Genomic DNA, 12864 nt, shown 5'->3' with positions numbered 1-12864 from the left:
TCGGAGCGTGCGGCGCGAGATGGCGAACATCACCGAGAGCATCATTCGGCGTGCGCTGAAGGAAGTACGGAGCGCGGGCAAGCAGCGGCTGCTAGTCGATGGCGAGGGCCACGGCACTGGCCGCCTGGCTCTCATCCTCAAGCCAATGCCTACCCGCGTCACAGCAACCTGGATGGCACAACAGTGGCGCAATGGCCGCAGGATCAAAACGACGCTTGGACGGTACCCGGCAATGTCTCTCGCCGATGCAAGAGCAATCTTCGATCGTGACTATGCTCAACTCATCCTTGACGGGCGTAGCGTCAAGGTCGCGAGAGATAAACGCCCCGGTACCGTTGCCGATCTTTTCGCTGGCTACGTTTCGTATCTGAAGAGCGAGAACAAACCATCGTGGTCCGACGTGGAGCAGCAGCTCAATAAGGCGGCCGATGTTATTGGGCGCCATGTGCCGGCCCGCGAGGTGACGCCCGACGACGTGCTCACCGTACTCCGCCCGATTTACGCGCGCGGCAAGCGATCGATGGCTGATCACGTCCGCTGCTATATTCGGGCCTCGTTCTCCTGGGCGCTCAAGTCGGAGCACGACTATCGGAGTTCGTCTCCGCGCCGGTTCAATCTCGTGTCAAATCCTGCCGTCGCCATACCGACTGAGCGAAAGGTCGCCGGAACGCGCTGGCTCGACGAAGATGAATTTTTGCGGCTCTACCGCTGGCTCGAATGTCCTGACGCGCCAGTACACCCGCCGTACACGCAGGCAGTCCGCATCATAATGCTTACCGGACAGCGCGTCGAGGAGATAGCGCGCTTGCATGTCCATCAGTGGGACGCACAGGAACACATCATCGATTGGTCCAGAACGAAAAACGGAAAGTCACACGCTATCCCCGTTCCTTCGGTGGCTGCTGATCTTATCGAGAGCATTGAACCGAATGAACACGGTTGGTTTTTCCCGTCCGCGACGGATCCAACAAGACCCGTGAGTGCGGGTACACTGTACTCGTTCATGTGGAGGCAGCGGGAGCGGGAGGTAATCCCGATCGTCACCAATCGCGACTTGAGGCGCACCTGGAAGACGCTAGCCGGCAAGGCCGGAGTGTCCAAAGAGATCCGCGATCGCATTCAGAATCATGCGCTTCACGATGTTAGCTCAAAGAGCTATGACCGCTGGAACTATATGCGCGAGAAGCGTGCCGGTATGGCCACATGGGACCGCTTCATCCGCTCGCTGCTCGCGAGAAAAGCGCACCGCCCGGCAGCCTAGAGGTTGAGAGACATGGGCCTGCCGCGACCGCTCGAGGCAGCCTACGCCATCAGCCCCACGTAGGCTTCCGCGGGCTAGGCAAGAACTCCTGTTGATTGTTGCCGGACTTCTAGACTCGCGACGTCAATCGGATGCAGCGGTTTTCTTGGTCGGCCGGATTAGCCCCTGCGCGGTCTCCGCGAAGGAACTCGTAGGAAGTCTGCAGGCTCGACTTCAAGCACTTTGGCGAGCTTCACCATAAGTTCGAGACCCACGAAACTACCGCCCGTTTCCAACTTGCTCATATAGGTCCGGTTTACGCCCGCCTCATGTGCCAACGCTTCCTGAGAGTATCCTTTCTCAGTCCTGAATCGACGGAGATTCGTGGCGAAGACATGGCGGTAATCCATGTCTAAGAAGACATTGATGTCTGTTATTGACCCACCGCTTTAAACAGACAAAAATGGCCGGCAGAATGGTCCGAAACGTGAACGGACTTAACCACGATGCCGGTACGCCAGCCTTCGCGGCGTTATCGAACCAGGGGGCAAGATGCAGGACAAGCAGTTCTCTCAAGATGGCATTATCTTCAGTTCGCCGCATTCCGAACGTTCGCTCCACCCGCCGACGGACAGCGACGCAGTTCTCCTCGCCCTTGAGGCTCAATTCGACAGCCTTGTCGCAGAATTGCTCGCTGCACAGAACGCAAGCGACACAACAGCAATTGATCCCGACGGCCGGTCGCGCGGTGGATCCGATGCTCAAGTGGGAATCGTGTCTTACACGAATGACGAAGACCGAACGGAAAAGACGGAGGCCGTCTTAGCTCGTCTTTACCCGATTGAGAGAGCAATCATGACTACCCCAGCGGGCACAATCAAGGGACTGGGCGTCAAGGCCCGTCATGCGGCCTATGTGATGTCCCACTACTGGGAGGCACCTATCGAGCAGATCGAATGGGACGCGCGAGCTATGCGTTCGCTAATTGAAGCAGTCTGCGGGCTTGCTGAGGTACTTGTGCCGGGCTGCGAGGCTAAGGGTGACGCCTCGCCTGATGCTGTGAGCATCCCGTAATGCAGGAGTAGCTTGTCGAACCGCCCACTTCCAATGGCACGCCGGACTCCGATCGAAACGGGTCGACCAACCGCGAGGCGCTCCTGCGGAAGCCGGAGGAGCTTGAAATCAGCAAGGGCGCCAGAGGCTAATGGCCCGCGCGGAGGGCAACGAGACACACCCAAAGCGTTGGTCTGCGCCGCCGAAGCGCTGGACCAGTTCCCTGCGGACCATTTTCGCAGCGAATTCTTGGAACTGTGCGGTACGACATTTGGACCGCCGTCGACGACGCTCACGCCACCGAGGATCTGGTCGAGGCTCGTGTTAGCGGGTCAAAAGGACGTCGAAATGACCGCGCTAGATTTGCAGCTCAAGGACGCGAGACTTCGACAGCAAGTGAGATCAGTCGACCTACTTGACCCACGCGCTCCAATCTGGGCCGCCCGCTTGTTGACCCAATAGAACACTTTCGCCACTGATTGACAGGTGTTGCTTTTAAGATCCAACGGAAAGCGCGTCGAACACGTTACTTCAACTATCACTGCTACGGAGAACAGATCTGCATAGTCGATATGTGACAAGCTCCGTAAACGGGATCCAGAAACGTTGATCTAGGCTCCCCAAGCATCGATAACTTGTGCGAGCGGAAACGGGGCTTTCTCCTTCGACCACTCATGGAAAGGCGCCGCGGTCTGGCTGTAAGGGCTAGGATCGGGCCTATCGAATTGCACTCGCGTCGGGATGTGGAACGCGCTGCCGAAGACTATCGCTTCGCCTGACGACAATATCGTTACCTGATCAAGCAAGCGCCTGGCCTGCATCGGGATGATGCGACGGAAGTGATCGATGTCGTCCGGATTTTGCAGACGATGGCTGATGAAATTGGCACACTGACTGATAATGGTCTGGCTAATCTCGCTCGGACGTTGGCTGGCGACGATGAGCGACAGGCCGAATTTGCGCCCTTCCTTTGCGATACGCTCAAAGGTCAGTCGCGCCAGCCGATGACCTCGATCCTCGTCCGCACGAGCCGGTCGAGCATAGTTATGCGCTTCTTCGAGGACGAGAACCCACGGATGTTTGTAGCGTGACCCAGCGGGCAAGCGTTCCCGCGCCTCCAGCAACACACGCCCGATTACGGCACACGCATAGGGCAACACTTCGTTGCTCAGCATCGAAAGATCAAGAACCGACACCTTTGGACCCGTCGCGCCCCCCAATCCGAAACGAGCGAACCAGGCGAACAAACTATCAATAGCAGTGTCAGCGTCTTCATAGTTGAGAAACGCACGCCACCTTTGGTCATCAAGGCGCGTCTTCAAACGCAGCTTAAGCGTGGTGAGATGGGCCTCCACACGGAAGGTGTCCTCCTTCGATACGGCGCGGTTAATTAGTGATGGATCAGTTAATGTCGAGCGCGCAATCGGAAGTGGAGAGTCCGCAGTGCGAGCGCCAGCCTCCGCTGTATCGCGCCCGCCAACAATCTTGGATCGGATGGCGTCCTTTAGCCTCTCTGCTTCGGCCGCGATCGCAGCCTGATTGTTCATGACCTCGGTGTTATAGTCGTTGGCGGACCGGTGTGAGGTAAACAGCCTGTCGAACGCCGTGACATCGATATCGGTGTTCGCGAGATGGCCAGAAATGGCGTCGCAATAAGAGCCGGCCGCCTTCTTCTTGATCTTTGTAAGTTCGCTGAGAAGTTGATCGAGCGCACTCATTGCATTCTGCAATGAACCGAGACTGGCCGCAGCTGTGGCATTGCCGCCCTTCGCAATCGCCCACCAGTCCTTCAACACGGGTTCCTGTGTCTGTTCCGCCGCGCTTAGCCAAGCACAAATCTCCTCCGCGTTCAGGAACCAGAGCGGGAGACCGAACTCTGTGCCATTGAGATAGATGCGATCCGGCATGCGAACCGCCGCTTTTCCGGCAGGAAAGGCTTTGGCATATTCGCCATTGATGTCGAGAATGAAGACATGCGGCTCTTCTGAGGTGCCGTCGAGCACCTTCATGGCCTTCTGAATAAGGCTAGACACCGAGAATGACTTGCCTGACCCGGTGTTGCCTACAATTGCCAAGGGCCTTGAGAACAGGTCATTGTAGGACGCTCGGACGACGTTACGCGCTTGGCCGGTCGGAAATCCTATCTTCAAGTCGCAGTCAAAGTCCCTCGAATCATAGCCCTCCGGCCTATTGCGACGGGGCGGGATTTCGAACACGGCGCGCAAGATGGCAGGCGAGCCAATTTCTGCCGGTGTATCGAGTGTTGGCAGGATGGATATACCCGGACTGAAAGACGGGTCATCGTCGGCATGCTCAATGGTGCCCAGCAACTGCACGCTGGCGGTCCGGCGCGGCTTCATGAGCTCCAGGTTGAGTTCATCGCCACTGGTGGGGTCGAAGCTCTCACGTGCCTCAAGATCGGTAATGATGCCGATGACGGTTTGGCCCGCCCCCAATGAAAAGGTCAGATACGCGTTGATCGCAATCGCAGCCTGAACCCCGTCAAGAGTCGCGCGCAGAGCCGATCTGGTTTCAGGCAGCAATTCCACCTTCACCCGGAAGCCTTGAACCGAAACAATATGGCCGATGAGACGTGGATTATCCATCTTACGCCCCCGAAGCTGGCTCAGCGGGCGATGCGGACGAAGCTATTTGCTTTTCGAATCGCCGCAGGCGCAGGAAGTCGTCCAGCCATTGCACGTCGGGCATTATCGAGCGGGCGAAATCGTCAAACGTCGCGTGTTTGAACTTGCTAGCAGCAAAAGCGGCATCCGTCGGGCACAACACGAAGGCGCGCTTGCCGAGGTCCTTATAGCGGCGCACCCGCTCGATGACCGGGCTGGCAGGATTGGGTTCGACCACGAGCATCACAAGCGACGGATTCATGAGTGCATTCTCAATAATACGGCTAACGTGATCATCGCCAAAACCGTACCCGAGAACGAGCAGGAACGTCTGGGGCACACTGAGGCGCACCTGAAAAGACCGGAAGAGATGAGCATAGGGCATCGTCAGAGTCTGCGCGAACTTGTTGGCAGTCGGCAGGATTCCAACCGATGGCGTTCCGTCGGTCAATTTGACCAGCACAGCTGCCTTCTCGTCCGGCTTCAAACCTGCATAGGTTCGGAACGGGACAAGGTTTGGGTGCCGCGCGCGCATCTCACCATCCTGTTCAAACCAATGAATTGATCCATGTAGTTTGTAAAAGTGCAGAAACTTGTCGAATCGCCGCACCCGTCCTTCGGCAACTTCACCTGGATAATAGACATCGAGCCCATAAACCGATGGATCGAAGCGAGCGTTTGCTCGGCCGGTGAAGCCGTCGAAATATTGGATGCCTAGCAACTCCAACGCCTGCTCGAACAGAGTGTCATAATTCAGCGTGAAGAGATGGGTTCGGCCAAGATTGCTGTCACGCGCGACGAGCTTGGACAAAAAAGCTAGTTGCGGCGCGATCTCGCTTGCCGACTTCGCTTTGGCGGTGTCAGGCAAGGACAGGGCGCACTCCGAGAAGATGGACATGCGCAATCGATCAACAAACCATTGGAGGTCATCAAGACTTGGAGCTGGCGTGCCCGGCCAGGTGACGCCAGAAAAAGGTGCGTCTTTTGAGTTACCAATAACAAGGGAATTGGCAACAAATGATAGCCACTGCTCGAACCCCATACTGGGCTCATCGAGCAAGTCGGCCAATGATATGGCATCCCGACGCGCCTTGATGATAGGCTCGATAGAAGCCGGCGCGTCGAAGAGAGCCTCAATCGTCTCGAAAACAGCGGTTTCAAGGTTCACCATGGTCTTCCCGCCAGCCGAAACCGACGTGCCGGATCCCGTCAGAACGATTAGGTTCTCCATACGCAACCACTCGGAGATCAGGGCCTGGAGGCGAATGCGCCCTTGCTTCTGATCAAGCCCAAGCAGCAGGTCGCCTGCATTGCCGTCCTCAGTCAGACCGATGAGCTGATACTCGATGGGTTCAGGCGCCCCTCCAGTCATGCATTTTCCCCTAAAAGCCTGCTCGCAATGGATTGATGATCTAAAGCCCAGCAAAGACTGTTTCGTTGTTCGTCACCACCACGCAGCCATTGGCACCGACGGCGGCGATGACCTTATCGAGACCGCTACAAGAGCGTCCGATAGCCTTCCTTTCCGCCATCGGCCGCACCCAGACCAAGCCGGCTTTTTCGTCGAAGGACAAAATGCGCCCGAAAACAGCGCCTACGGTCCTTCTTGACCCGCAAATCGGGCATCGAGAGGATCGAGCTTCTTACCGCGTGGCTAGACGGTCGCGTCGCCGGCTGCACGGCAAGTCCGACGCGGCTGAGTGTGGGCATGATGTCTCTCCCAGCAGGCTAAGAGGGCTTCGAGACTTGTTCGAGGACGTCCACATTGTACTGCTCTTCCATCCAGACCCACTTGAGGTTCTCACCTCGTCACGGATTCATGGAATGTCGGGGACAACCTGCAATATATTACCGCATTCAGATCAGCTTCCCGCTCCCCGACCTTGAAATACATACCAGCTATACCGATACAGGAACTACTGGGAACTGATTCGGGCAGCTTACCGACGGGACTCCGATGAACCTGCACGTTGCAGACGCGCCAGAGAGCGCGCCGATCAATGAAAAGGACCAAACTAGGCTTTGGGCATCGTTTAGCGTCGCCGTAGGCACGGAATTGCGGCCGGCAAAATCGATTCGCGGCATCTCGGGCCTCGAACATCCTGTTCAAGCCATTGCGGTGGATGACAAACGCAAGCGTGTCCTCATCGTCTCTGCCGAACAGAACGCTAGAGTCGCAGCTCTTATGCAGGTCGACGTCCAAAGTACCATGCCTGATGTGCGGGTACTGGTCGCACGCCCTGTGGTCTTAGACCTTGGTGTGATCGCGAGAAACGTCTTCAGAAACGTTGAAGACGCCCGGATCAACATCAATGAGTTCAAATCGCGGATGGAACGCTTCCAAAAGCTCGAGCCGGCCCGCAGTCAGCGCTACGTTAACCGTCAACTCAACAGAGTTGTGCAGCCCGCCGTCCTGGCATTCAAGCATGTAACATTGCCGACGCTCAACCAGATCATGGATGTTATTCAGCAAGCCGCCAACCTCGATTGGTCAGGCATCTTTGAAAATTTGACGAACGGTAACGACGATCCAACGATCTCCTTCGAACGACTACTACAAATCGACAATACGGCGATCGACCGCGAATACGGGGTCTGCCCCGTCCCTCTTTATGAGTTCAGCCCTGTGGATTGGGAGCTGTTTTTGCGGGGCGACCGACCAGACGAGATACGGCGGCGCTTGCGCGAATTGGATATTTACCAGTATTTCTTCCCTGCCCCTGACCAAGTCGCCCTAGGTGTCACGGATAAAGGGCTGACTGTCCGCGAAGACATCATTCGTGCCGTCACCGAGTGCCAGAGAATGGGACATCCTCTAGGCGACTCCGAAATAGTGCCAGCTATCACCTCGATTCCCGACTTGCTGGGTGCCTTAGGCGAAATGGGATACCTCGCCGAGGGAGAACACGGCGTCGAGATTTCTCCCATCGGCCATACCACTCGCATGGTCCTGAAGTATAGGCCCCGCGAGAGCCTGATCTCTAAGCTCATAAATCGCTTCACCGTGAATGCAAACTTAAGCGCCAGTATAAAAGACCTCTTGCCTCCGACCTGAGGGACGACCATCGTCTTGGGAAATCAACTCTCCCAGATGATTAAACACCGACGTTGGGAAATGGTAAAACATCGTCTCGTTCAAAGGCCAAGACACTCAGATAGATAGGCCGAGACGCTTGCGCTGAGAGCGCTATGGAGCCCCCGAGTGCAGCGCTGTGTCGAGCCGCGAGCGCGACAACGTTTATTTGCCTGTCTAGTTGCACTTCGCAATAAGACCCGGCCAGCTTCCGATCACCTGCCCGACGATGCCCAGAGTGAAGCAAGTGGCGCCGATAACGAACATCTTTCGGCGCCACGCCCACTCTTTTAAAAACAGTGGCTGGTAAATACGCCAGTTCTCTTTATCCGAATCAGGGTCAAAATATTCTCTACCATCCAATTCTGCAATCTGCTGTTCGTAAGCTTTTTGCAGATCGCCTATGCGCCGGTCATGTTCGCGCCTGAGTTGGTGATACCACTCCCAGGCAATGATATAGAAACCGATCAAATCGAGGATCTGCCCGACGACAGAGAACCAATCCTGGCACATGTGGAGCCTATCTCTTGAAAAATGCTAGAACGCCGAAGATGCTTCCGATAAGCGCCAGACCCAGAGTTACCCGAGATGCCCAATAATCCCAATCAGCCTTCTGCTCGGCCCGAATGTCGGCGCGCAGCTTCTGTGCGGCAGCCGCAGTCAAAACGGTCTCATCCGTTCGAGCGCCCTGCTCCCAGCTATCCTCGTCCTTCGGGACCGGCACGTGATATCTATGCGCCTGTTCGATTAGCCATTTGGATCTAAACCGGGCGATCGCAAACTCCTGCCATTGAAGCTCGCGGCCCGTCGCCCACTTGTATCGAGGCTCCTCACCGAGCTTTGCAGGGTCGTCCTCAGGCATTTCTTCGAACGCTCTGCTCGTTGCTTTATACTGCTGAAGATACTTCTTCAGTTCCCAGCGATAGCGCAGTTCCTCGATCATCCCTACCCCTGTGGAAAATGTCCTCGTCACAATCCAAGCTGGGCGACGGAGCAACTTAGCATAAATATCCTGGTCTACTGACCGATTTCTGCCTGATGCCTGCATCACCGTTCGTGTGCGGACGTCTTCCGTTACTCGAGAAGCCCCACCGAGACCATGAACAGAACGCTATAGCAGCGGGCCTTGCTCGGACCCCTCGGGCGCATTGGCTAATCCCCATGCTTACTTCAGGTATTGGCGAATTGAGATGGCGTCTTCTAGCCAGCTGGAGTGTGGCCGAGCGTTGTTATAACCGGCTTGGCTACCATCGGACGCGATGGCGGGGCTGGGCGGCGATAGCGCCTCTTTCAGCATTGCATCCGTCACCCGGCCGTTGAAGCTCGATGAAGTGATTATGCATGGGCTCGCCCGGCGCGATGCGTTATGGGGCGGCCGGATTATATTGACCTGCCGAGCTTGCTCCAACACGGCCCGGGATTTGGTCAAGATGACCCCACACGCCTAGCGTGAACGCCGGCAGCGAGAAGGAGCGCCACGGCCATCGGATCGAGCACAGCGACGAGCGCCAGCGTGAGCAGCCGGACCGCTCGCTCAAAGTCCGTTGCAGGTATACCGAGCAGCTCGGCGAGATACCGTATCGGTCCGACTTCAGCCTCGGCACGCCTGCGCTGCGCGTCAATTTTGGCCTTTTCGATCTGTAGACTAGCGAGTGCTTGGGACTCGCGCTGGCGTTCAGCCACGATATCCGCACGTTCACGGCGTTTCTGGTCGGCAAGCGTCATCGCTCCGACTGGCCGACCACTGCGCGTTGCCTCGTCGACGGCCGCGTCAATCTGGGCAATGCGTCGGTCAATGTCGGCAACCATTCGGCTCTGCATCCCGAAGCGGGCCTCGACATCTGCGGTTCTGTCGGCGAGGGCAAGATCTACTGATGCCATATGATCGAGGTGGGCACGGGTGAGAAAGCCGAACACACCGATGGCGTTCAGACCCATTAGCAGGCCAATCATCGAAACGAGAACGAACCTAAGGAGGGGCGGCGCGGAGCTCCAGTGTTCGGTGAGCCAGGCCGCAGCTACCAGCTTTCCTGCCTCCAGTACGGCACCCATAATGATGACGGGCCAGAAGGCGCCGGCAAAAATCGCCGTCAGCCCGTCAATGGAAAAGGCAGCCGAGACACACGCCAGGGCGAGAGCCACAACGAATGCAGCGAGCTTGACCCGTGTCGTGGGATGATGAGCTCCCTGCGCTTCGGACCTCTCCGTGAAGCCGGCCAACTCCGTAACGGCGCCCGGACCTGTAACGGTCTGTGTTACTGCCCCCGTTACGATGATCGCTTCAGCGTTACGGCGAATAAGGCCGGCGCGCTCCCAGGCTTTTAGGCGACGACTGGTCCGCATCCTATTCCAGCCCCATTGGCGTCCAAGCTCAGCGGCGCTTACCGTCACGTGTCCGTCGGGCTGCGAGCGTAGCCAGGCGAGTGCCTCCATATCATCGAAGGGATGAGGCGGAATGGACCCGGTCATCATAGGCATTGCTCCATGCGTTCCCGCCGCTCAAGCACGGGCGACCGAAAGGCCGGTCATTCTTCCTAAGTGGCCGGAAGGAGGAGTTTTCTACCCGGACTGGAATCGCGCATCCTGCCTACTCCTACCTGGAGAGAAACAGCGAGATGCCCGGAGGCGGTGGTGCCGACAGGAGGGCATTCTGCCGTTGCCCCGCGAAAACGGATTAAGCCCCGCGGCCACGGACTGCGCACTGTGCCGCGAAGGTGGCATGCCCGAGACCAAAGTGGAACGGCCGAATAGTGCGATGTTGCACGCGGCAGCCCGCCCTGTCACAGCCGCAATGCGCACAGTTGCAGAGCACCTGGCGCCGACCGCCACTTGGCTCAGCCTTTCGTATTGCAAACTTGCATTAACCTGAGCATTGGCTCTGCTCAATTTTCGCTTGATCCATGTTGAACTGATGCTGGCCGGCCGTCCGACCTTCTGCATCGAATTTGCGGACGAATGAGCATCGCCGATGCTGTTCGACTGTTCCGATGTATGCAGATTGATCGCCAGGAGGCCGCGCGCGAATGCCGACGGCTCCATCTAAAATCTCGCAACGATGCTGCCTGACAAGCGCTGCTCGCGTTGCTATCGGGCGTTGTGTAAGCGCGGTTCAGGATGGGATTGCAGATGGCCGAGCAGAGGCGGGTAAGCGTCCGGCCGCCGCACATGCCTCAGGGCTTGACATGATCAGTCAGCTTCCAGCTCCACGGCAGCAATTCGTCGAGACGGTTGGCGGGATGTCCATCGATCATCCGCTGCAGTACGTCTCGCAGGTAGCCGTAGGGCTCGACGTCATTCAGCTTGCATGTCGTGATCAGCGAGCTAATGACCGCCCAACGATGTCCGCCACCGTCGCTGCCGGCGAACAGGTGGTTCTTGCGACCGAGCGTGACAGGACGGATCGCCCGTTCGACCGGATTGGTGTCGAGCTCAATCCGGCCGTCGTTCAGGAAGCGTGTAAGTCCGTGCCAGCGCGAGAGCGCATAGCGGATCGCCTCAGCCAGCGTGCTGCGGCCGGAGACCAGGCGGAGCTGGGCATCGAACCAGACATTCAGCGCGTCGACGATCGGCTTGGAGAACGTCCTGCGTTCGCCAAGTCGGGTGGCCGGCGACTGGCCGCGGATGCGCGCCTCGATGGCATAGAGCTCGCCGATCCGGCGCAGGGCTTCTGTTGCCACGGGAGACGCCGTGGCTTCGGCCACATCGTAGAACTTGCGTCGCGAGTGGCTCCAACAAGCTGCGAGCGTGATACCCTCCTTGTCGGCCAGCTGCTCGAAGCCAGCATATCCGTCGACATGCAGGATGCCCTTGAAGGCGGCAAGATGTGCGACCGGTCGCTCTGCCTTGCGATCCGGAGCGAACAAATAGATGGCAGCCGGAGGTTCGGGGCCGCTCCAGGGCCGTTGCTCACGCGCGTACACCCAAAGCCGTCCCGTCTTGGTTCGTCCGCGGCCAGGATCGAGTACTGGGATCGGCGTGTCATCGGCAAAGAGATGGTTGGAGGCGAACACGTTCTTGCACAGCCGTTCGTGCAAGGCCTCGAGCCACCAGCACGCCCCGCCAACCCAGCCAGCGAGCGTCGAGCGGCAGAGATCGACGCCATGACGGTCGAAGATCTGCGACTGCCGATAGAGCGGAAGGTGATCGCAGTACTTGCTGATCAACACGTGGGCGAGCAGCGCTGGCGTCGCCAGACCGCCAGCGATCAACCGCTCGGGCGCACCGGCTTGCACGACCTTTTTGCAGGCTCGGCAAGCGTATTTGGGTCTGGTCGTTCGCAGGACGCGAAGCTGAGCTGGTACCCAATCCAGCATCTCGCTGACGCTCTCACCGATCAGATGGAGAGCACCGCCACAGCAGACGCAGACGCGGTCTTGTACGTCAAGCAGAACGTCTTCGCGTGGCAGATGATCAGGCAGCTCACGACGTCGCGGCGGAGATTTGGATTCCGGGGTGACCTTCGGTTGCGCTTCTTCGACGCGGCCGATGTCGCTGTCGAGATCCTCCAGACCGAGTGCAAGCTGATCGGGATCGATGCGCTCGGAGCTACGACCGAACTGCATCCGCTGCAGCTGTTTGATGATGGACTTGAGACGCTCGATCTCGGTGTCGCGATGGTCGATGGCGGCCGCAATGTCGCGCACCAGGCGCTGCAGAAGCTCAGGATCAGAGGGAAGATTGGCGAGATCGAGCTGCATGTCCGATGGTACTCGAACACGCTGATTCGTAGAAGAATCGCAACTCAGTTCAGCACCGGTTTTGGCGGATCATCCTGCAATCGCAGGCCTCCATACGCGTTCTGGCGCGCGCCAGTCGATGCCTTCGATCAGCATCGCGAGCTGCGCCGGCGTGAGCGTGATCGAGCCATCATAACC

General features: G+C 57.9%; 10 protein-coding genes and 1 pseudogene. 3 read left to right on the top strand and 8 right to left on the bottom strand.

All coding sequences use genetic code 11. The features are described 5' to 3' along the window. Positions 1-19: 19 nt before the first annotated feature. Complete coding sequence (locus tag QX048_RS00055; protein ID WP_315825842.1) at positions 20-1261, top strand: site-specific integrase; 1242 nt, start codon at positions 20-22, stop codon at positions 1259-1261. A gap of 158 nt (positions 1262-1419) precedes the next feature. On the opposite strand, the gene QX048_RS00050 is transcribed toward QX048_RS00055, so the two are convergent. Then, positions 1420-1650 carry a helix-turn-helix transcriptional regulator gene (locus QX048_RS00050; RefSeq protein ID WP_315825841.1) on the bottom strand — a complete coding sequence of 77 codons (231 nt, stop codon included), beginning with the start codon at positions 1648-1650 and terminating at the stop codon, positions 1420-1422. Between the two features lie 142 nt (positions 1651-1792). Here QX048_RS00050 and QX048_RS00045 point away from each other — a divergent pair, with 142 nt between their 5' ends. After that, positions 1793-2314, top strand: coding sequence for a hypothetical protein (locus QX048_RS00045; RefSeq protein WP_315825840.1), 522 nt, complete (start codon positions 1793-1795; stop codon positions 2312-2314). A 590-nt stretch (positions 2315-2904) separates the two neighbouring features. Here the strand turns inward: QX048_RS00045 and QX048_RS00040 are convergent. The 3 genes and pseudogenes from QX048_RS00040 to QX048_RS00030 all read right to left on the bottom strand — a co-directional run. After that, positions 2905-4899: an ATP-binding protein gene (locus QX048_RS00040; protein WP_315825839.1), complete on the bottom strand. Its 1995-nt coding sequence runs from the start codon at positions 4897-4899 to the stop codon at positions 2905-2907. A gap of 1 nt (position 4900) precedes the next feature. After that, positions 4901-6289, bottom strand: a complete 1389-nt coding sequence (locus QX048_RS00035) for an SIR2 family protein (RefSeq protein WP_315825838.1) — start codon at positions 6287-6289, stop codon at positions 4901-4903. Between the two features lie 40 nt (positions 6290-6329). After that, positions 6330-6571, bottom strand: a pseudogene (locus QX048_RS00030) (VapC toxin family PIN domain ribonuclease); the annotation flags it as partial. Between the two features lie 303 nt (positions 6572-6874). Between QX048_RS00030 and QX048_RS00025 the strand changes: the two are divergent. After that, complete coding sequence (locus tag QX048_RS00025) at positions 6875-7972, top strand: hypothetical protein (protein ID WP_315825837.1); 1098 nt, start codon at positions 6875-6877, stop codon at positions 7970-7972. A gap of 195 nt (positions 7973-8167) precedes the next feature. On the opposite strand, the gene QX048_RS00020 is transcribed toward QX048_RS00025, so the two are convergent. The 4 genes from QX048_RS00020 to tnpC all read right to left on the bottom strand — a co-directional run bounded on the left by QX048_RS00020 (position 8168) and on the right by tnpC (position 12687). Continuing rightward, on the bottom strand, positions 8168-8503 hold the full coding sequence (locus QX048_RS00020) for a hypothetical protein (protein ID WP_315825836.1): 336 nt from the start codon (positions 8501-8503) through the stop codon (positions 8168-8170). 7 nt (positions 8504-8510) lie between these two features. Beyond that, the gene (locus tag QX048_RS00015) at positions 8511-8933 is read right to left on the bottom strand and encodes a hypothetical protein (RefSeq protein WP_315825835.1); all 423 of its coding nucleotides are present in this window, start codon (positions 8931-8933) and stop codon (positions 8511-8513) included. Positions 8934-9415: 482 nt separating this feature from the next. Beyond that, positions 9416-10459: a hypothetical protein gene (locus QX048_RS00010; protein ID WP_316159352.1), complete on the bottom strand. Its 1044-nt coding sequence runs from the start codon at positions 10457-10459 to the stop codon at positions 9416-9418. A gap of 701 nt (positions 10460-11160) precedes the next feature. Continuing rightward, complete coding sequence (tnpC, locus tag QX048_RS00005) at positions 11161-12687, bottom strand: IS66 family transposase (protein WP_316200370.1); 1527 nt, start codon at positions 12685-12687, stop codon at positions 11161-11163. Between the last annotated feature and the right edge of the window lie 177 nt (positions 12688-12864).

Origin of the sequence: Bradyrhizobium sp. SZCCHNS30572, assembly GCF_032484415.1 — a bacterium.
Classification (GTDB): Bacteria; Pseudomonadota; Alphaproteobacteria; order Rhizobiales; family Xanthobacteraceae; genus Bradyrhizobium.
Note: the sequence above shows the minus strand (reverse complement) of the source record. Positions and strands in the feature narration are given on the sequence as shown.